General features: G+C 66.6%; 15 protein-coding genes. 4 read left to right on the plus strand and 11 right to left on the minus strand.

Annotated features, from left to right (window positions below; translation table 11 throughout):
• Window positions 1-52: 52 nt before the first annotated feature.
• From J2850_RS26925 to J2850_RS26965, 9 genes are all read right to left on the minus strand, one after another.
• Window positions 53-535 (minus strand): hypothetical protein, encoded by a 483-nt coding sequence (locus J2850_RS26925; protein ID WP_209989095.1) that lies wholly within the window; start codon window positions 533-535, stop codon window positions 53-55.
• Window positions 536-653: 118 nt separating this feature from the next.
• Window positions 654-1,025, minus strand: a complete 372-nt coding sequence (locus J2850_RS26930; protein WP_209989097.1) for a hypothetical protein — start codon at window positions 1,023-1,025, stop codon at window positions 654-656.
• 2 nt (window positions 1,026-1,027) lie between these two features.
• Window positions 1,028-1,264 carry a hypothetical protein gene (locus J2850_RS26935; RefSeq protein WP_209989099.1) on the minus strand — a complete coding sequence of 79 codons (237 nt, stop codon included), beginning with the start codon at window positions 1,262-1,264 and terminating at the stop codon, window positions 1,028-1,030.
• Between the two features lie 210 nt (window positions 1,265-1,474).
• Complete coding sequence (locus J2850_RS26940) at window positions 1,475-3,010, minus strand: Dyp-type peroxidase (protein WP_209989102.1); 1,536 nt, start codon at window positions 3,008-3,010, stop codon at window positions 1,475-1,477.
• A 317-nt stretch (window positions 3,011-3,327) separates the two neighbouring features.
• Window positions 3,328-4,620 (minus strand): hypothetical protein, encoded by a 1,293-nt coding sequence (locus J2850_RS26945; RefSeq protein ID WP_209989106.1) that lies wholly within the window; start codon window positions 4,618-4,620, stop codon window positions 3,328-3,330.
• Window positions 4,614-7,907, minus strand: a complete 3,294-nt coding sequence (locus tag J2850_RS26950) for a trypsin-like peptidase domain-containing protein (protein WP_209989109.1) — start codon at window positions 7,905-7,907, stop codon at window positions 4,614-4,616. The genes J2850_RS26945 and J2850_RS26950 overlap by 7 nt, the downstream gene beginning before the upstream one ends.
• A 454-nt stretch (window positions 7,908-8,361) precedes the next feature.
• Window positions 8,362-10,542: a TonB-dependent receptor gene (locus J2850_RS26955; protein ID WP_209989112.1), complete on the minus strand. Its 2,181-nt coding sequence runs from the start codon at window positions 10,540-10,542 to the stop codon at window positions 8,362-8,364.
• Between the two features lie 139 nt (window positions 10,543-10,681).
• Entirely contained in the window at window positions 10,682-11,074 is a 393-nt protein-coding gene (locus J2850_RS26960; protein ID WP_209989115.1) for a DUF2946 family protein, read from the minus strand.
• Between the two features lie 332 nt (window positions 11,075-11,406).
• Window positions 11,407-11,607: a hypothetical protein gene (locus J2850_RS26965; RefSeq protein ID WP_209989118.1), complete on the minus strand. Its 201-nt coding sequence runs from the start codon at window positions 11,605-11,607 to the stop codon at window positions 11,407-11,409.
• Window positions 11,608-12,488: 881 nt separating this feature from the next.
• Here J2850_RS26965 and J2850_RS26970 point away from each other — a divergent pair.
• The gene (locus tag J2850_RS26970; protein WP_209989121.1) at window positions 12,489-14,381 is read left to right on the plus strand and encodes a multicopper oxidase family protein; all 1,893 of its coding nucleotides are present in this window, start codon (window positions 12,489-12,491) and stop codon (window positions 14,379-14,381) included.
• A 175-nt stretch (window positions 14,382-14,556) separates the two neighbouring features.
• On the opposite strand, the gene J2850_RS26975 is transcribed toward J2850_RS26970, so the two are convergent.
• Window positions 14,557-15,453: a LysR family transcriptional regulator gene (locus tag J2850_RS26975; protein ID WP_209989124.1), complete on the minus strand. Its 897-nt coding sequence runs from the start codon at window positions 15,451-15,453 to the stop codon at window positions 14,557-14,559.
• Window positions 15,454-15,682: 229 nt separating this feature from the next.
• On the opposite strand from J2850_RS26975, the gene J2850_RS26980 reads away from it, so the two are divergent.
• Entirely contained in the window at window positions 15,683-16,990 is a 1,308-nt protein-coding gene (locus J2850_RS26980; protein WP_209989127.1) for an NAD(P)/FAD-dependent oxidoreductase, read from the plus strand.
• An 80-nt stretch (window positions 16,991-17,070) separates the two neighbouring features.
• On the opposite strand, the gene J2850_RS26985 is transcribed toward J2850_RS26980, so the two are convergent.
• Window positions 17,071-18,450 (minus strand): aminotransferase-like domain-containing protein, encoded by a 1,380-nt coding sequence (locus J2850_RS26985; RefSeq protein WP_209989129.1) that lies wholly within the window; start codon window positions 18,448-18,450, stop codon window positions 17,071-17,073.
• Here J2850_RS26985 and J2850_RS26990 point away from each other — a divergent pair.
• Both J2850_RS26990 and J2850_RS26995 read left to right on the plus strand, forming a co-directional pair.
• Complete coding sequence (locus tag J2850_RS26990; protein WP_209989131.1) at window positions 18,431-18,649, plus strand: hypothetical protein; 219 nt, start codon at window positions 18,431-18,433, stop codon at window positions 18,647-18,649. The genes J2850_RS26985 and J2850_RS26990 overlap by 20 nt on opposite strands.
• The gene (locus J2850_RS26995) at window positions 18,646-19,929 is read left to right on the plus strand and encodes a hydroxymethylglutaryl-CoA reductase, degradative (protein ID WP_209989135.1); all 1,284 of its coding nucleotides are present in this window, start codon (window positions 18,646-18,648) and stop codon (window positions 19,927-19,929) included. Before J2850_RS26990 ends, J2850_RS26995 begins: the two co-directional genes overlap by 4 nt.
• The last annotated feature ends 31 nt before the right edge of the window (window positions 19,930-19,960 follow it).

Below are 19,960 nucleotides of genomic sequence, written 5' to 3' on the forward strand. Positions count from 1 at the left end.
CTGCCGTCCGCGCATACCCGTGACCTCACCTGACCACCGCAGGGAAAGCGAATCACAACCATGCCGCGCCGGGAAGGGTGTTTTTCAGCAGCCTGTTAGGTGATTGTCGTAAATTTCTGGCATGCACTTCGATAATGCTGATTGCCTCATCGGAGGCTGAAGGCTCAAAATAAAGAGCTTTTGACAAAACGACAATTGCTCCAGATCGCACCGATTCATTCTCAGAAGCCAGCATGCCGACCGCCTCCTTTACTTGAACAGAGGCTTTCAGTCTTAAATCCTGGCGCCTCGTGTCGCTATCTTTAATCAGAGTGTAACCAAAAGAACATAGCAAGGCGACGCCTCCAAGAATTTGCGCGATTGTTTTTGTGTATTCGTTTCTCAGTGATAGTCTTTTTTCGGGATCAAACACTATGTCCTTTGTAACAAAAATCTTAGGAATGAGAATGGCTGACAATAAGAATATGATTGATATCGCAGCAACTAATAGGGATATCTCTGCTATATCTTGATCACTTGTCGCAAGGTTGTCCATTTTTTCCTCCTTCGCCAAGCTCATTGAGCACTGGCGGCAGCCGTCAGACTGCCGCTAACCAATGCATCCGCAATCCAATCAGTTACGCCCGGCGCTTCCGTTTGGAATTCAAACCAGATTACTGACCATTGTTTTGGCTTTGCGTCGGTGCGTTCTGCTGCTCCATGGCGGGTAGATTTGGTGCGGTCAAGCCAATAACGATCCCAACTGCACCTCCCACCACGACCCAGGTTAGGCGAGCTTTTTGTTGGGCGTCTCGGAACCGCCTAATCTTGGCGGGATCACTGCCATCCGGCGCAAACCAGACATCTTCGAGCATGAACCATGCAGGTAAAAGAAACGCCCAAAGGGCTACAGAAATATCACGTAGGGATCGAGGTAGACCCAATTGTCTTTCGAGCGTCACTTGGTGACCGAAAAGCATGCCAACAAGGAGAGCGATTGCACATAAGATCGCCAGAACAATTGCAAAAATATGGAGGCGTGTCACATTCATCTCCTTCTTTTTGGTAGTCCCGACATTGGATTTTTGGAAGACTCGGTTACGAAGTGAATGTCTTGACGCTGGGTGTGTTGCACTGCTTGGCTGTTAACAACCATTGGCTTGAGCTTTCGCCGAATGGCGGGACCGTCTTCAGCGGCGTTGGCAAGATGACAACCGCCCCGCTCGGCCGACTGACGCATGACTGAAACATCCTCAGAATCCGCCAAAGAAAACTGACGGTTCAAGAACCGTTCCTGGACAGTCCATTCCAGCCCCCACGCTGCCCAAGGGAACCTGTCCAAGGGAACCCACCGGCCCCTTTCACGCGTGCCGCCGTGCCAGCGTTGACGGCAAGGCGCGGCACGCGCGGGACCATCCCGTGAACAACCGCTTCGGCAGCCTTAAGCATGGCTGACTATTGGAGGCTGATTGACAACGGACGGAATGGATAGGGGTCAGGTCGGCGGTGTGGCGGCGGCGGCGTCGGGATTCAACAGAAACGGAATCGACGGCGCAAAGAAATAATCGCCGCCCTGCATGGTCACGAAACCGCCGAAACCGTGGGTCACCACTGCGCCATCGACACCGTAGGCGGCTTGCCAACGATGTGGATCGGAGCCTCCCTGCCCAATCACCGGATCGATGCCCACCCCGTTCGTCACGAAGTCGTTCGCGTTGACCCAGGAGTTCTGCATGAAGGCGAACTGGTGCCTGATGCTCGCCTGGAAGCACATGAACAGCAGCCCGACGCCATCCGACGGCAGGTCGTCCAAAGCTTGGAAAGCATTTGGGTGGCGATTGCGCGACCCGAACGGGATGCCGCGCCTGACGATGCGTCGTGATCGTTCAGCGTCGTCGTCGGGCAGCCCAAACCGACGACGGATGTCACCCCGTGGATTGGTCTTGCGGATGTGAGCCTGCAACGGGCACCGTCGGCCCGCTGGACGGTTCTCCGCGTTGACGTCGACTCCATAGTTGAAGTCATTCTCCTTCGGCGGCGAGGCCCCGTCGAACTCCGAGATCACCAATGGCGTGCCGTCCCGGAAGCGGCCGACAGCCATCGCGCCGGCTCGTTCCCGATCACGCTCTTTCAGGCCAAGCGAATCGGCTAAACGCTGCTCCTCGATCGTGAAGCCGCGAACGTTCTGTTCGAGCTTGCGGAATACGAACAGGCTGCCGAACGCTGCGTCGTCGTCGACCAGCGGATCGGACTTGAGGACGAGGCCGAGCGAGGCAAATGGATTCCAGTTGTTCAGGCCGCCACCGCCCGCCTCTTGCGTCGTCGCCGGGTCGATCGATCCGTCCTCGGCCAAACCCGTGAAATCGCTGGTTAGAAACAGCGGTTGGCTTCGGCCGTCGACATAGCCGAAATGCTCGATACCCTCGCCTGTGTCCGTTCGCAGCGCTGAGCCCCGAACGACCTGGGCGATCTCGCAGTCGGCCGCCTCCAGACGGTCCTTGACGTCGCGGCCCCGGCGGCCCAGTTCGCCGACGTCATCGTCGCCGAGCAGGACCAACAGGTCGACCGGGTTGCCCGGCCCACCGAACAACCATCCCGCCGGGTCCGGATCGGCCAAGTCGGACACCGCATCCTCGGCCATGCCGGAGAGAAACGTCGCCTTCAGCGTAGTTTTGCCTTCAACGGTCAAGTCGGTGAATTTGGCGAGCCGGTCGGCGTTAACGCCGAGCGCCCGCAACCCGTGCGCAGTCAGCAGAAGATTACAGAACAGTCGCCCAGGAAGGCCGTTGGCCTTGAAATCATGACGTTCGGCTTCCTGGCGCAGAGCCGAGGTCACCATCGGTGCCAACGCCTTCAACAGCGTCCTGGCACTGTCGGCGTCGGCCGGCAGGCGCACGAACAGGTTGATGGTGTGATCACGGCCATGGCCATTCAGTATGTTGCCCTGCAGCTTGGAAAGCCATTCGCGATGGGCAGGGAGCGCCGGATCGATCGGCTTGGCATTGGTCAGAAGATCAGCGGGTATAGCCATGGAGTCCTCCCCAAGCGCCGTCCAGGCGCGAGAAATGATTGCCGATGCAGCATGACGCGAGGATGAAGTGGCGGCCGCCCGTCATATTGCTTAAAGAAAATGTGTGGATAAAGCGAACATTATCGTCGAAAGTTCTCCGGAATATATAGATTTTCATTCGTGAATGTTACAGTGCATCTCGTAATTTATTTGTGTATTGGGAAATTAATTCGAAGAGCATGAGGGTGTTGTTTTTTAAACCGCTTTAGTGTGCTGCGATCGCGTAGCGCCGGTTATGGCGGTGCGAGCGAGCTGCTGCGCGGGCGGCGGTCGTATGATTACGGCGCAAGGTCAGGCGGTGTGACACCCGCCTGCGCCGCCGCGAGTCGAACCGAAAGAATTGCGCTCTCAACGATTGCGTTTTGTTGCGCCTGGATTGCGTTTTGCACCACCACAGACTTTGTCGCCGATGCCGCCTTCGCCTGCTCACGGTCGTCGATCGCTTGCCGGTAGGCGGCAAGCGCCTTGCGATATGCCTCCAAACCCGTCAAACGCGCTGTCAATGCGGTTCGTCGCTCCTCCTCCGTCGGAAACAGATCGCGACGGAGTGCCGCGGCGATGTCGTCGCCCTGCTTGCCGGACAACAGCGTGCCGAGCGCTGCAAGGACCGGCCGGCCATTTCGGACTTCGACGATGCGCATCTCGATGTTCAGGATGCTTGGCGCCGCTGTGGTGGCGGACGGGGAGGCGGTCCATAGCATCTCCGGCATCCGGGGGTCCGGGCCCCGGAAGACAAGCGAAGTCTGGCCGGGTACGACGATGCCGATCGGCAGCGTCCCCCGACTAGCCTTGTCCGAAGCCAGGGAATTGGGTGCCGAATTGATGCCGAATTCGACAAAGAGGCCACGTTCGCCCCCGACCTGTCGGGTGTCCAGCCCAGCTTCGTACTGGAGGATCGTCGGGCGCAGGCGGTAGACCTTGCCGTCCGGACTGGTAATCAGTTTTGCTTCGAGGAACAGCACCGGACGCTCTGCCAGGAAGATGCCACGGCTGCCGAACTCACCGGAGAGAACGTCGGGGGTTTCGCCCAACGTGTCGGCGAGCATGGGCGAAGCGGCTCCTATAGACGCGGTTTCAGGACCGGGTGCGAAGCGGGCGAGCACGAACTGGACGCATTCGGGCAAACCCTTCTGCTCCGTCGCCGCCGACTGGGGAGGCTTCTCCTCTGGGACGAGCCGACCGCCTGCATCAGCGGGGGCTGGATCGCTGCGGGCTGTGGGGGGGGCGTAGGCACGCGCGGCATAGACCGCCACGGCTCGCTCCGCACCTGCACGGGTCAATATCTTTCCCAAGGAATCTACGGCGAAGTCTAGGAGGGCCGGGGCCAGAGCAGCAATCGCCGCGCCTGAATCCTTGGGTTTGTAAATGCATCGTCCGGTGAACAGGCGGGCGATCTCCCCTGTCACCGGCCCGCCGAGCGCCTGAGGGCTGTCGTAGGAGATGCTGCGCCCATCGACGTTGAGCGTACCCGTCGATGATGCGTTACCGAGGAGGCTGCAGCCATTGAGTGCCCCGGCCACGCTCATCACCATCGCAGCACGGAGCATAGGAAACCGGGCCGGCTTCACCATGAACTGATCTCCTGCAAGCGTCTGGGTGTCAGGTGGATTCCGGCATTGACGTTGCGCAGCGTTGGGTGTTCCGCCCCAGTGAAACTGAAGGCATGGATGCCCACCACCTCCTGGGTCCCGGCGAGCACGATCGGGCCGCCGCTCTGCCCGCTGTCAGTGTCGATCCCACTGTAGAAGATGCGGCCGTCATGGATGTCGGTGACGGTTCCGCGGTGGCGCAGGATCGCTGTATGTCGGGGCGCGTTTTGGAAATGCTCGCTGTAGCCGATGACCTCGATTTCCCGCTGCAGCAGATCCGCCGCCCCCAGGGCCGACGGGCGAAGCATGAGCCTGAAGCGGCGGGCCGCTTCGAGCCGCAACCCGATCAGTTCGGCACCGCCATCCTCGATGGCCGTGCGGAGTACGGTGTAATAGTCGGCCTTCAAGGTCTCCAGCACGTCTTCAGGCGGCTTTCCGCGGAAATGCCGCATCAGGCGGATTGCCGTACCATCCAGGTTGTGGGCGACCGAGAGCAGCAGGCTGGGACCGACGGCGAAGGCAGTTCCGGGGATTCCGGAGGCGGTGGTGAGAGCGAAGACGGCGCCGTGGCGCGGATCCTGCTCCGGCAGTTCCTCGCGGTCGTCCGTTTCACCGGTAATCGATTCGACCGTCGACAGGCGGCCGCGTCCCGGGGCCTCCCCGGTGATCCAGCGGCCCTCTCCCGGCATGGCGGCGGTCGCTCCCGTCCTTGACCCACCGCGGCCGGCAAGGCCCGCCGCCGCTGGGCAGGGGGGGAGCGCCGGCGGCGGCTGCGCCGACAATCGGGCGGCGGCGGTGGCGCCCATTTCGGGTTCCGTCGATCCCTGCGCGGCAACGGTGCCGCCGCCGAACGGCCGTTCAGCCGCCTTGCGGCCTTCTTCCAGCACGCTCTCGATCAGGCGTGCCGACGAAGTGCCGGGCTCCGTCTCTCCAGCCACCCGTTGCAGGTCACGCACGAGGCGCGACACGCGGATGCCCTCATTGGCGAGCCATCGGACATCCTTCAGATCCGCTTCGGCCGCCGAACGGGCGGGGCCGGACTGGTGCACCCACAAACCGTCCTTGTCCAGTTCCGGCACGGCCGAATGATGGAGTGCGATGACTTCCCAGAAATCGTTGAAGACGGGCGAGCCGGAGGATCCCGGTTCCGTGTCGCCAGTGTAGTGGAGGATGTGGTCGGGATCGTCCGGCAGCGGCAGCAGGGTGCTCTCGCGGAACACCACCTCCTTACGCCGCCCTTGGGGATGCTGGATGATGTTGACCGGCTGGCCCGCCATGATCTTGCCGACTTGACCGACCAGCGGCAACCACCCGTGGCTTTCGATGGCGCCGCCGTCCTCGCCCCGCGGCGCCACCGCCACCAAGGCATAATCGAGCTGCTCGCTGGTGATGAAGAGCCGTTCAGGCTCTAGACGGAACACCTCGCCCCGCTGTTCGCGGAACCCCATGTCGAGTTCATAATCGAACTGGACCGCCGACATCTCGGCATCGCGGGGACTGCCCAGGACATGCTTGTTGGTGATCAGCACCCCTGGCGCCACCAGGAAGCCGGTGCCGAAGCCCGCCGCCTGCGGCCAGGTGACGATGCGGCCGACGCTCCGTGCGACCCGGTCGGCGCGCTTCAGGAACAGAACCGACAGGAACTCGTTTGCCGCTCCGATGATGCGTTCGTTAAGCATCTGGCGGGCCGATCCGCCTTCCGGTCCTTCGGCCCCGTGCAGCATGTCGCGCACCAGGGGCGGCAACTCCCGTTGTGCGAAAGTCGGCAGAGCCTCAAGTCCCTGGCGGACTCGCCTGACATAGGCGCTGATACGCCCCTCCTCCTCAGCGGGAGCGAACATGTTGTCCGCCGCCCGCGTTGCGGCACGCTCGCGCTTGTCCTTGGCGTCACGCCAGTGCTGCGCGGCGGCCACCGCCCGCTCCCGGTCGAAGGCCGGGGAAACCTCGGGAACGCCGATGTTCTTCGACCGTGGCCGTACCGCCTCGGACGCCGCAAGAGGCGGTGGGACCGGCCTCCGGGAAACAAGCGACGGGTCGCGGTCGAACATGCCGGTACCGAAGCTGTCCAGCACCGCCACCTCCGGGGGCCGGCCCAGCAATGCTTGGGCATGCGCTTCCGCCTCCCGACGGACCATGGCCTCGTCAACGGTTTGTTCCGGCATGATGCTTTCGGTTATCCCTGTCGGCAGCCGATCAGTCGCACCATGCTTGATCAAGTCGGCGACCGCGTCGATAACCGGAAGCTGATTGCAGAGCCAACCATGGACCCCCTCAAAATAGAAACGGGGCACATTGGCGAATTCCGCCAGGTCGCGGGGCACCGTGCCGTCGCCATCCCTGCTGCGGTCGTAGACGATGACACCGTCTTTCACAGATGCGCGCTGAATCGTTTCCTGCCCCGTTCCTACGATCTGGAAGAATCGTCCGTCAGGCGGGGGAAGGCTCGCTCTTGCCTTGCGGGCACGCTCCAGGACCTCCTTGAGCGGTCGGATGCCGGTGGACGGCCAAAATTTAGGATCGAAAAAATCCTCGCCCGGCCGGAGTTCCGGTGACGGCAGCATCTGCAGCAGGCCCGGGAAGTCACGGAGAAAATCGCTTGTGATTTCCTCGGCGGTCCTCGTCTGGTCGAGACGGGCCAGAAAATGGACCAGGCTGTGCTCGAGCCGAAGCACCTGAACGGGAGAATAGGACCCGTGGTTCGGTGTGCCGATGGTGATCACCCGCGCTATCGCGCTGCGGTCCGGATCGAGTGACGCCATGCCGCGGGCCACCAATCCGCCCATGCTGTGACCGATCAACGTCGCGCCGACGACCTCGCCTGCCTTGAACCTTTGCATCAACCGGCGCGCACAATCCATCGGCGCTCGTCGCCAGTCATAAGGCAGGAACTCCACCCGGAAACCTGCCACGGTCAGGCGCAGCTTCATGCGGAGATAGGCGGTCAACAACACACCGGTCGCGATAACCCGATCGTCGTTTCCCGACCATTTGAGCTTTGAAACACCACCGAGAATGAGATCGTCGGGATCGACCCAGACAAGATCGTTGAACGGAAACCGTGGCAACGACAATTTTGATCCTACAATACCGGGCAGGATGAACACTGTCCTGGCGGCGGTCTCGCGCAGCATTGGGCTCTGGTTCATCGTTCGGGCGGTCTGCGTCAGGTCTTCGTAGAGCAGGTCGCCAAAGAGCTTCCGAAGTTCCGCTTCACGGCTGCCGGTTCTAAGGAAATCTTCTACCTGTGTGTCAGTCAGGTACTCCATCATGGTGCCCCTCCCGAAGACCATGGTGCCCGCCTTTAAAGGGACCGGGTGTTGGTCTCATCGGGTCAGTATTTTCAGGCAATCACCGAACTTCCATGAATCTTTTGATCGCCAAAGTGGTGACGATGTGGCCTAAATCGGCTTTAAGCGCGATTTACTGGATGAGCTTCATCACCTATAGGCGTACAGCGCCGGGGTTATAACCTTGCCGCGAAATCCAACGAGAATCGTCCGGGCGGTCGAGATGTGGCTTGTGGGCGGCCGTGGTTGGCCGAGAGTGCCATTCCTGCCGGCCTGTTGCGGCGAGGCGGGCGGGCAAGGCGGCCCGACCTAACGTCGGCAGCCGCTGCGATCACCGCGCTGCTGCGCGACACCGCCGAAGCGATGCCGACGCAGCGCGACCGGCACCGCTGCTGGAGCCCCGGACCGGGCGATTCAAGCGGGTGGCGCCGGCATCTCAGAACGTCACGGTCAGGCCGGCGAGGAAGGAGCGTCCCGGCCCCGCCAACGGCCCGGCGGTGCCCTGCCGCCCTCCGGCCCGATAGTCGGCATAGCCGATGCCTGCCAGCGGCGGGTAATAGGTCCGGTCCAGCAGGTTCTCGATGCCGGCGTCGAGCCGGACATTGCCCCACTGGTACGAGGTCCGCAGGTTGACGAGGGCGTAGCTTGGGGTTTGCGGTTCGTTGCGCAGTGCCTCCACCCGCTCCTTGCGGGCGGTCAGTTGCAGTTCGACCGCGCTGCTCCAGCCGCCCAGCCGGTGCTCGGCGGTCAGCAGGGCGTTGACCGGCATCATGTGGTAGAGGGCGTCGCCGGTATCGAGGGTGCGGCCCTGCGTCCAGCCGACCGTTCCCGACAGGCGGACCGCGCCGAACCGCTCGTCGTCGTAGACGGTCGCCGCCGCCGAAAGGTTGGCGCCGAAGAGGATCGCGTCGTGGTTGGCGAAGCGCAGCTTGGCGAAGCCGTCGCCGAGCGCGCCGATGCGGTCGACGCCGATGAAGTCCTGCACGTAGCTGTAGTAGGGCGTGAGCTTGACCTCCCACGACTTGCGGGCAGCGTCGTGCAGCGCCAGGGTGGCGCTGGCGGTGTGGGCCACCTCGGGCTTGAGGTCCGGGTCGCCGGCATAGCCGTTGGCGTCGCCGAACCAGCCGTTCATGCTGCTGGACATCGCGCCGGTGCCCCAGGCATAGCGCTCGTACAGGTTGGGCGAGCGGGTCTTGCGGGCGTAGCCGGCCTCGATCTCGGCGTTGTCCGAGGCGGTATAGCGGGCCAGCGCCGTCAGGTCGACATTGACGTCGGTGCGGCCGTGATGGCGGGCGTTGAAGGCGCGGGCATCGGCGGCATCGGGGTTGGCCATCGCCATCATGCCCATGCCGACGGGGTTCCGCCAGGAATAGGGCTGCACCGCCCCGGTGTCCATCCACACCACGTCGTTGCGCAGGCCGAGAAGGGTCGTCCAGGCGGGCGACCAGACCGCCTCCCACTCGGCGAAGGTGCCGATGCGGTTGCGGGTGCCGCCTTTGACGTTCCAGTAGGTCTGCGGCCCCATCATCATGCTGCCCGCCACCGGGTCCCACCAATCGTCCAGGCGGGTATGGCGGAACTCGTTGCCGATATGCAGGGTGTCGCGCGCCGAGAGCGGCAGGCTCGCCTTGACCGAGTAGCCGGCATCGGTGGTCAGGGTGTCCATCGGCATGCCGCCGCCGGCGGTGCCGCCCTTGTCCTCCAGGAAGTTCATGGTGTGCCGGGTCCGCCGCCAGTTGGCGCGGGCGTCCAACGTTCCCCAGTCGAAGCTCCCCTCGTAGCGGCCGTTGAGGAAGCCGCTGCGGTTGTCGGTCAGATCCATCCGCTGGGTGGGGAAGCCCTGGTAGGGCATGGTCTGCAGGCCGCCCTGCAACGTGACCAGATGACCGTCCCGGCGTGCCCCGAAGGTCAGGACGTTGTCCTGCACATTGAAGAGCGTCGAATGGACGGTCCGGCCGTCGCCCGCCCGGTAATTGCCGGCGCGGCTCCAGGAGCCGTCGTAGCGCAGGCTCGCCATGTCGTCGGACACCGAGGCCGTGGCGGCGCCGGCGACGGCGTGGCTGTTGGAGCGGTAGACGGCCGACAGGCTGCCCTCGCCGTGCACCGCCTCGCCCGGCGCGGCGAAGACCGGGGGGGCGCTTTCGACGGTGATGGTCCCGGCGATGCTGTCGCCGCCGACGCTGACCGGGGTGATGCCGGCCAGCACCTCCAGCCTGGACACCCGCGACGGCGAGAGGGTGGACATCGCCGGGTTCATCTGGTTGGGGCAGGCAGGCGCGATCGGGGCGCCGTCGACCAGCAGGTTGACGCGGTCGGCGGCCAGCCCGTTCAGCACCGGCAGGCTCGACACGCCGCCGTTGCCGTAGAGGCTGACGCCGGGCAATCCGCGCAGCAGGGCGGCCGCGTCGCTGGTGGCGGGGCGGCGGGCGGCGAGGCCGGACCCGCCAAGCGCGGCGCCGGACAGCATGGGGGGCTCATCGGGGCTGGCGACGACGGAGATCGCGGGCAGGGATTGAACGGTCTGGGCCAGGGCGGCGGCGGGCGGCAGCCCGACCAGGGCAGCACCCGACAGCAGGGCCGCGCGCAAGGCGTCGGCCGCGGCGAAACGCGACGTCATGAGGAACCTCGATCCGGGGACAGCCGGGCACGGGCCGCGCCCCAAGGGGTGCGGTCGCGTCGTGCGGCTGGGAGTCAGGAGAGACGGCAGTCGCGGTCGATGGCGCGGCAAAGCCGCGCGGCATCCCGCATCCCGGTCGTCAGGCCGGCGGCGCGCGGGCCTGGAGGGTGGAGAGGAACCAGCCGGCGAGGACCAGCCTGCCCGGCAGGGACAGAGGGCTGTGACGGGCGACGGCAGCCTGCGGCACCAGATGGAGCGGCGGCGGCAGATGGAGCCCGCCGACCAGCGGGCACAGAGGGCAGCCTCCGGTGTCCGGGGCCTTGGCCGGCAACTCCTTGCCGGCCGTCCCGGCCGGCGGTCCGTCGACGTCGAGGTGGACCAGCCCCTCGGCGGTGCAGACGATGATCCAGTTCGCCGGCGACGTCCTGGCGGGCATGACCAGCGTCCAACTGAAGAGCTGGAGCAGCAGCGCCAGGACACCGGCCAGCAAGGCGGTGCCGCGCATCCGTCGGCTGACCGTGGCCACGATCATGGGGGACCCTGTCCCGGCTGGCCACTCCGCCGGCAGGGACAGGGCCGGGGCACCCGCGGGACGGGCCGTGTCGGGCGGGGTGTGGGGAAAGGGACCTGAAGCGGATGCGGACGGCAACCGCAGGCATCCCTGCCGGTTCGTCCGGAGAAGCCGGCCGGCCGATCGGCCGGTGCATGGTGCCACACATCGCGCATGGCGGTGGGTATTACACGAACGTCATAGGGTGTAAAGCGACGAACCCGGGCGGGATTCAACCGCAGGATCGGGACTCCCGGCCGTGCTTGGGCTGCGCCGGCAGCATTCCCGTCGGCGCGCCGATTTGTCGCGGCCGGTCAGAGCCGTAAGGCGGCCCAGACCACGCCCGCCGCGACGCAGGTCACCGCCAGGACCAGTCCGGTGAGCGAGCGGCGTCTCTTCGCCTCGCGCTGTTCCACCTCGCGCCGCCGCTTCAACAGGAACTGTTGTTCGGGGCTGAGGAAACGGCCGGCGTCGGCGTTGCCGGCGAACCGGGGGCCGTGCCGCTGGGAGAGCATCGCCGTCGTGCCCTCCCTGGCCGTTCCCCTGGCCGACGCCGACAAGCCGGCGGGCTGTTGCCCCGGGCTGCCGTTCAGCCCGCGCACCGATCCCGCAGCCCTCGCCGGTATCCGTCTTTTGCTGCTCTTCCGTTGTGGCTTGCGCCGCTTGCTTGCCATTCCACGCCCTCGCTTGCCGCCCCTGCACTCGCAGGGGGCGGAGCATAGCGGCTCGGCCCAGCCAAGGCAGCCGGTGACATGGGGGTCTGCTGAAGGTCATACATGGTTGCGGCGGCTCCAGACGCTGCGGCCGGCGCAATCGCTGGCCAAGGCGTGCCGGGGTTGCCGCACCGGTGGCAGTCCGCCGCCTTGGCGGCGGCCGGGCCGGGACAGGGCGCATTGAAGATTTCCCGCGACGATATGGGGTCGAACCCGAGCGTCGCATCGCCAGCCGCCAGCCGTTTGGCTCCGCCCCGATCCGGGTCGGGGTGGACCCTCAGTCGAAGCAGACGGGACTCTTGCTGGGGGCGTCGACCGTCATGCGCTCCGTCTCCTCGGTCGTCCGGCAACCGGATACGACAGGGCGTGCCTGCCCGGAACGTTGCATTTTACCAGAAACTGCCCATCACCGCCGCGTCCTGGGTTGCGCAGGCATTCGCCTGGTTTGCACCCGAAGTGGGTTTCTGCGGATTTGTGTCGAAGGTTGAATCGTGATAATGAAATACACCTAAAAAGGGATATTCTTTGAAACCAGTAAATTTTATCACGACAGTGAGTAGATAACATTCCGCGTAAGCGCATGAAATTTGAAGGAAATATAGCCTCTGGGTTGAGAAGAGGGGATGGCGTGCCGCAAGTCCGGGCGGTCGCCTGCGGCACATGACGTGAACGGGGGAAACGGAATGGTAAAGACGGGACTTGGAAAGTGGTCGATCTCGCGGCGTTCCGCGCTGTTGGGCAGTTCGGCCGCGGTGGCGGCGGCGGTGACCGGGACCGGGTGCACCCAGACCACCGCGCAGACGGCGCAGGGACGGATGGGCGGGACGCAACCGGATGCCGGCCACGCCGGCCACGGGCGGTCCGGCGGGTTGGCGAACGTCGTGCATGATCATCCCGGCGAACTCGGCAGCCGCATGCGGGCGGCGGGCGAGCAGCCGCGGGCGGCGGCGATGGCGGGCGAAGCGCTGCCGATGCCGCCGGTGATCCGGGTGGCCCCCGGCGCCGCCGGGACGCTGGCGATGCGGCTGCAGAGCTGCACGGTCGGCGACCGGCAGGCCAGTGGCCTGCGGACCTACGACACCCTGTCCCAGCGCCAGTATGTGATGGCGCCGACCCTGGAGTTCGGCCAGACCGGCGTTTTCAAGGTCAATCTGGTCAACAACCTGCCGAAGAACCCGGACCAGGCGCAGCCGCACCTCGTCGACATCCCCAGCCAGTTCAACACGACCAACCTGCACACGCACGGGCTGCACGTCTCGCCGAGCGGCCACAGCGACAACGTCTACCTGGAGATTCTGCCCGCGGGCACCGACCGGAAATACGCGCAGAACGACACCACGGTCGTCGGTGCCCTCACCTATTCCTACGCGCTGTCCAACCACACGCCGGGCACCTTCTGGTACCACCCGCACCGGCATGGGTCGGTCGCGGTGCAGGTGGCGAGCGGCGCCGCCGGCGCGTTGATCGTGCGCGGCGGTCCCGGCACCGTCGATGCCGTGGCGGGGATCGCCGGCGTGACGGAACAGGTCCTGCTGCTTCAGCAGGTGATGCTGGACAGCAAGGGCGAGCTGCCGGACTTCGACACCATCTGGAACTCCCCCCACAACGGGGCCGTCGCCGACTGGACGGTGAACGGCACGGTCGGCCGGACGCTCGCCATGCGGCCGGGGGAGGTCCAGCGCTGGCGCATCGTCAACACCGGCTTCCAGAGTGAAGCGAAGTTCCGGCTCCTCCAGCCGGGGGCCTCGGGCAGGGCTCCGACGCCGGTCGCCGTGACGCTCATCGCCATGGACGGCGTGAACTTCACCAGGACGGCGACGGTGCAGGGCGTCTATCTGCCGCCGGGCGGCCGCGCCGACATCCTGGTGCGTGCACCGTCGACGGCCACGACGCTGCAGGCCCAGGTCGGCAGGTATATCGGGAGCAAGGAGGATGTTGCCTACGGCATCGCCGCCGGCTTCGAGATCGATGGCGTCTGGCAGGAGGCGGACTTCAAGGAAGCGCCCACCCACCTGTTCCAGGTGGCCGTGTCCGGAGCGCCGCTGTCGATGCCGCTGCCCAGCAGCGCCCTGCCGGCGCCGGCCGTCCCGGACATCACGGCCGACACCAAGCCCGACGCCTACCGCTACGTCAACTTCAACGTCCTCCAGGTCTCCGATCCCGGCAATCCGCCGTCGAACGGACTGCCGACCTACCGCCCCGACGCTCTGCCCTACTGCTTCAAGCTCCAGATCAACGCGGAGCTTTTCTGTCCCGGCCGCGTCATGTTCCAGCCGCCGCTCGGCTCCGTCGACCAGTATTACGTCGACTCTCCCGGCGTGCATGTCTTCCACATCCACGTCAACCCGTTCCTGGTGACCGAGGTGGCGGGCCGGAGGCTGTCGACGCCGATGTGGCGCGACACCATGCTGGCCGGCCCGCAGGGCTATAAGGCACTGACCAAATACACCGACTATTCCGGCACCTTCCCGATCCACTGCCACATCCTGGACCATGAGGACGCCGGCATGATGACGAACGTCACCGTGGTCGATGCGGCCAACCCGTCGGCGTCCTTCCCGGCGCACGGTCACTAGAGTGTGATCGTTTCAAGCGGTATCGTTTGAAACGTGAATCACACGGAAACCCAAAGGCCTAGGGTCGGTCGGATGCTTGTTGAAGCATCCTCCCCCGACTCCAGCGTCTTGTCTTTCCGTGTGATCGGTTCGGGCGTTTCGGCCCGGACCGATCACGCTCCGAGGCGCGGCGCCCTCACCGGCACTCCCGCGTCTCGGCCAGGATCCAGTCGCGGAAGGCGGCCAGCGGCGGGTAACCCGCCCGCTCGGCCGGCCAGGCGAGGTAATAGGCGTTCCCGCTCGCCATCGGCAGGTCGAGCGCCGGCACGAGCCGGCCGTCGCGCAACTCCTCCTCGATCAGGAACAGCGGCAGCAGCGCCAGCCCGAGCCCGGCGGCCGCGGCCTGGGCGGCGGTGGCGAACTGGTCGAACAGCATGCCGTGCACCGCGTCGGCCGGCGCGTCGTGCAGCGCCAGCCAGCGTTCCCAGGCGTCGGGGCGGCTGGTCAGGTGCAGCAGCGGCGCCCGGCGCAGGTCGGCGGCCTGACGGAAGCCGTGGCGGTCGCGCAGGTCCGGGCTGCAGGCCGGCACGACGGTTTCCCGCCGCAACAGCGCAAGCTCCGCCCCCGGCCAGTCGGGCCGCCCGCAATGGATCGCCGCGTCCATCGGGTCGAGGCGGAAATCGAAGGCCGACGGACGGGTCATCAGGTTGACGGTGATGCCGGGATTGTCCCGCAGGAAGCCCGGCAGGCGTGGCGCCAGCCAGCGGGCGCCGAAGGTCGGCAGGACCGCGATGGTGAGGGTGCCGCCGAACGGGTTGGCGCGCAGGTTGAGCGAGGCCGATCCGATCTTGCGCAGGGCGTCGCGGATCTCCCGCACATAGTAGTCGCCGCCGGCGGTCAGGCGGATCGACTGCTTCTCGCGGTGGAACAGCGCGACCTCCAACTGCTCTTCCAGCGCCTTGATCTGGCGGCTGACCGCGCCCTGCGTCAGCGACAGCTCCTTCGCCGCCGCGGTGATGCTGCCGGTGCGAGCCGCAGCCTCGAAGGCCGACAGCAGGGAGAGCGAGGGGAGGAAACGGCGCGGGCTCTGCATCTCATTCTCTGATGGAATGACCGGTTGAAAAAACAGCAATTGGACAGAGGCGGGAGGCCAAGTCAATCTGAGGCATCAAGCGCAGCGGGATGCGGCGGTTCGCCGTGGCCGGCGGTGCCGGGAACGGAATCCGCACATCATTCCCGACGGGAATGACGGCGGCCCCCCTTCCGGGCTGTCGATGCCACCGCTCCGGCCGCGCCAGGCATCGGAACGGGGACGCGGTGGGATGCTGAACGACAAGCGGACACATGGGCTCTGGGAGCAGACCGCACCGGCCGCACCGGCGACCACCGTCCTGTCAGGGACGGTGAAGGCGGACGTCGTCATCGTCGGCGGCGGCTACACCGGCCTGTCGGCCGCGCTCCACCTCGCGGAAAGCGGGATCGACGCCGTGGTCGTCGAGGCGGTCGAGGTCGGCTTCGGCGGGGCCGGGCGCAATGTCGGGCTGGTCAATGCCGGCATGTGGGTGATGCCCGACCAGCTTGTGGAGACGCTCGGCCCGGTCTACGGCGAGCGGCTGATCGAGCTGCTGGGCAACGCCCCGCGCTATGTCTTCGAGATGATCGACCGGCACAAGATCGCCTGCGAGGACGTGCGCAGCGGCACGCTCCATTGCGGTGTCGGGACGGCGGGGCTGCGCGAGCTGGAGCAGCGGGCGGCGATCTGGCAGAAGCGCGGGGCGCCGGTGCGCCTGCTGGACGCGGCCGAGACGGCGGAGAAGGTCGGCACCCGCGCCTACAGCGCCTCGCTGCTCGACCTGCGCGCCGGCACCATCCAGCCGCTGGCCTATGCCCGCGGGCTGGCCACCGCGGCGCTGGCGGCGGGCGCGCGGATCTTCACCGGCAGCCCGGTGCTGTCGACGGGGCGGACGGGCAGCCAGACGGGTGGCTGCTGGGAGGTGAGGACGGCCGGAGGGGCGGTGCAGGCCGACTGGGTCGTGGTCGCCACCGACGCCTACAGCACCGGACCCTGGACCGCCATCCGCAACGAGCAGGTCCACCTGCCCTACTTCAACCTCGCCACGGAACCCCTGCCGGACGCGATGCAGCGGGCGATCCTGCCGGAGCGCCAGGGGGTGTGGGACACAAGGCAGGTGCTGAGCTCCTACCGGTTCGACCGGCAGGGGCGGCTGGTGTTCGGCAGCGTCGGCGCGCTGCAGGGGACAGGGGCGTCGGTGCACCGCGCCTGGGCGCGCCGCGCGCTGGCCAGGCTGTTCCCGCAGCTTGGGCCTATACGGTTCGAGCAGGAATGGTACGGCCAGATCGGCATGACCAGCGACAACCTGCCCCGCTTCCACCAGCTCGGCCGCAACGTCATCGGCTTCAGCGGCTACAACGGACGCGGCATCGCCCCCGGCACCGTGCTGGGGCGCTGCCTCGCCGAGCACATCGCCGGCAGGCTGCCGGACCGCGACCTGCCGCTGCCCGACAGCCTGACCGAGACGGTGCGGGGACGCGCAGCGCGCGAGGCGTTCTACGACTATGGCGCCCAGGCGACGCATATGGTGGGAGCGCGGCTGCCCGGGCATTTCTGAGGCGGCCCCTCGCCTCTAAGCTTTTGGTCTTCCGTGTGTGTCACGTTTCAAGCGTTAGCGGTTGAAACGTGACACACACTCTATCCGCGATCCCGCCCCAACTCCTCCTCCAGGAAGCGGGTGAAGAGCGGGTCGTCGGCATAGGCGACGTTGATGCGCAGTGCCGGGGCGGCCGGCACCCTGGACGGACGGAACAGCGTGCCGGGCGCCAGGAAGATGCCGCGCTCCGCCGCGCGGCGCGTCAGCGCCTGTTCGTCGACGTGGCCGGGAAGCTCGCCCCACAGGTAGTAGCCGCCGGTCGCCGCCGGCGGCAGCCGCAGGCCGAGGCGGCCCAGCGCCGGCACGGCTCGCTCGGTGTGCTCCTCGATCCGCGTCCGCAGCTTGCGCAGGTGGCGCAGGTAGTTGCCCGAGGCGATGAAGCCGTAGACGATCCGCTCGACGTAGTCGGAGGTGCTGACGACGGTCAGCATCTTGACGTCGCACAGCCGGTCGATCAGCGGGCGCCGCGCCGCCACGTAGCCGACGCGCAGGCTGGCCGAGAGCGTCTTGGAGAAGGTGCCGACATAGATGACCCGTTCGAGCTGGTCGAGGGCGGCCAGCCGCGGGCTGGAGACCGGCAGCACGTCGGCGAAGGGATCGTCCTCGACCACATGGAAGCCATGGCGGCCGGCGATCTGCAGCAGGCGGTGGGCGACCGCCGGCGTGAGCGAGCCGCCGGTCGGGTTGTGGGCCAGCGACTGCGTGAAGAACAACTTGGGCTTGTGGGCCGCGGCGCTGGCCTCCAGCTCGTCGAGGTCGGGGCCGTCGGGCCGGCGCTGCACGCCGACCATGGCGACGCGCGACAGCCGCAGCTTGCCGAACAGAGGATAGTAGCCGGGACTGTCGACCAGCACGGTGTCGCCCGGCTCCAGCATCTGCCGGGCGACCAGATCGAGCGCGTGGTTGGCGCCCTGGGTCAGCAGGATCTGGTCCGGCGACGCCTTGATCGACCGCTCTCCCAATGTCAGGGCCAGCCGTTCCCGCAGCGGCAGGAAGCCCCAGGGCGACCCGTAGCCGTGCTCCGCGGCCAAGCCGCGGGTGGCCGCCATGAAGCGCGGAGGGCTGGCCATCTCGAACCGCTCCGTCCAGGAGGGCGGCGGGCGGCCGTCGCCGATGCGCACGGCGTAGGTCTGCTCAAGCTGCTCCCGCAGCAGGGAGACGAAGTCAACCGCCTCGGCGATGTGCGGCGACTGCTGTCCGGCGGCGGCGCGGCGAACCCGCGCCACGTAATAGCCGGAGCCCTGCTTGGCCTCCAGGTAGCCCAGCGCCACCAGGCGGTCGTAGGCCTCGGCCATCGTGTTCTTGGAGACGCCGTGCTCGACGGCGCCGGCGCGGACCGACAGCAGCCGTTCCCCCGGCGTCAGCAGGCCGTCGCCGATCAGCCCGGCGATCTTGTCGACGATGCCGCCCACCCTGCTCATCCCGCGCACCCCCCTGCCCGTCGCACTGTCCCGCGCCGTCGACTGGGACAGTGTCCCGGATAATCCGGCGAACTGTCCCTTGTCCTGTCCCGTTGTATCACTGATCATCGCAAAGACGAACTGGTCCGGCGCGACCGCGGGCGGCAACGCCGCGACGCACCGCTTCAAGACCACGCCCCACGACAAGGTTCTGGAATGACCAACCCCGACCGCAGTTCCCGCATTTCCGGATTCCACAAGAAGCCGCCGGCGGAGCGGCTGGCGATCGTCGCGGACTTCGCCGGCCTCGATGCCGCCGCCGCCGCACGGCTGTCCGGCACCGGGAGTCTCGACCTCGACCTTGCCGACCGGCTGGTCGAGAACGTCATCGGGTCGATGAACATCCCTCTCGGCATCGCCACCAACATGAAGATCGACGGCGGGGACGTGCTGATCCCGATGGCGACCGAGGAGTCCTCGGTGGTCGCCGCCGTCTGCAACGCCGCCCGCCAGTGCTATGATGCGGGCGGCTTCGCGACGTCGATGTCGGGCACGCTGATGATCGCGCAGATCCAGGCCGTCGGGGTGGCCGATCCCCATGCCGCCCGCCTGCGCATCCTGGAGCGGCGCGACGAGATCAAGGCGCTGTGCGACGGCTGCGACCCGGTGCTGCTGTCGTTCGGCGGCGGCTTCCGCGACGTCGAGGTGCGGGTGATCGACAGCCAGGGCGGGGTGATGGTGGTGACCCACCTGATCGTCGACACCCGCGACGCCATGGGGGCCAACGCCGTCAACAGCATGGCGGAAAAGCTCGCCCCGCACGTCGCCGCATGGACGGGCGGCCGCGTCTACCTGCGCATCCTGTCCAACCTGGCCGATCGCCGGCTGGCGCGGGCGCATGCGGTGTGGCCGCTCGACCAGATCGGCGGCGAAGCGGTGCGCGACGGCATCGTCAGCGCCTACCACTTCGCCGACGCCGATCCCTACCGCGCCGCCACCCACAACAAGGGCATCATGAACGGCATCAGCGCCGTCGTGCTGGCGACCGGCAACGACACCCGGGCGGTCGAGGCCGGCGCCCACGCCTACGCCGCCCGCAACGGCCGCTACTCCAGCCTGACACGCTTCGAGGTGACCGCCGGCGGCGACCTCAGCGGCTCCATCGAGCTGCCGATGGCGGTGGGCCTGATCGGCGGCGCCACCAAGGCGCATCCGACGGCGCAGGCCTGCCTGAAGATCCTCGGCGTCTCCAGTGCGGACCGGCTGGCCCGGATCATCGCCGCGGTCGGACTGGCGCAGAACTTCTCGGCGCTGAAGGCACTGGCGACCACCGGCATCCAGAAGGGCCATATGGCCCTGCATGCCCAGAACATCGCCATGATGGCCGGCGCCGTCGGCGAGGAGATCGACCGCGTCGCCCGCGTCCTGGTGGAGCGCGGCACCGTCCGCCAGGACGTGGCGCAGGCGGTGCTCGGCGAACTCCGCACCCAGGCACGGTAAGCCGCCCTGCCCCAACAAGAGCACCGGCCGG

The sequence above is a fragment of the Azospirillum picis genome (assembly GCF_017876115.1).
GTDB lineage: Bacteria > Pseudomonadota > Alphaproteobacteria > Azospirillales > Azospirillaceae > Azospirillum > Azospirillum picis.

Bases quoted from the DNA above. Each gene is read 5' to 3' on its own strand.
- J2850_RS26960 (WP_209989115.1), bottom strand. From the start codon at position 11,074: ATGATCGTGGCCACGGTCAGCCGACGGATGCGCGGCACCGCCTTGCTG.
- J2850_RS26990 (WP_209989131.1), top strand. From the start codon at position 18,431: ATGCCGCCCACCCTGCTCATCCCGCGCACCCCCCTGCCCGTCGCACTG.
- J2850_RS26965 (WP_209989118.1), bottom strand. From the start codon at position 11,607: ATGCTCTCCCAGCGGCACGGCCCCCGGTTCGCCGGCAACGCCGACGCC.
- J2850_RS26940 (WP_209989102.1), bottom strand. From the start codon at position 3,010: ATGGCTATACCCGCTGATCTTCTGACCAATGCCAAGCCGATCGATCCG.
- J2850_RS26970 (WP_209989121.1), top strand. From the start codon at position 12,489: ATGGTAAAGACGGGACTTGGAAAGTGGTCGATCTCGCGGCGTTCCGCG.
- J2850_RS26945 (WP_209989106.1), bottom strand. From the start codon at position 4,620: ATGGTGAAGCCGGCCCGGTTTCCTATGCTCCGTGCTGCGATGGTGATG.
- J2850_RS26955 (WP_209989112.1), bottom strand. From the start codon at position 10,542: ATGACGTCGCGTTTCGCCGCGGCCGACGCCTTGCGCGCGGCCCTGCTG.
- J2850_RS26925 (WP_209989095.1), bottom strand. From the start codon at position 535: ATGGACAACCTTGCGACAAGTGATCAAGATATAGCAGAGATATCCCTA.
- J2850_RS26975 (WP_209989124.1), bottom strand. From the start codon at position 15,453: ATGCAGAGCCCGCGCCGTTTCCTCCCCTCGCTCTCCCTGCTGTCGGCC.
- J2850_RS26995 (WP_209989135.1), top strand. From the start codon at position 18,646: ATGACCAACCCCGACCGCAGTTCCCGCATTTCCGGATTCCACAAGAAG.
- J2850_RS26950 (WP_209989109.1), bottom strand. From the start codon at position 7,907: ATGATGGAGTACCTGACTGACACACAGGTAGAAGATTTCCTTAGAACC.
- J2850_RS26980 (WP_209989127.1), top strand. From the start codon at position 15,683: ATGCTGAACGACAAGCGGACACATGGGCTCTGGGAGCAGACCGCACCG.
- J2850_RS26985 (WP_209989129.1), bottom strand. From the start codon at position 18,450: ATGAGCAGGGTGGGCGGCATCGTCGACAAGATCGCCGGGCTGATCGGC.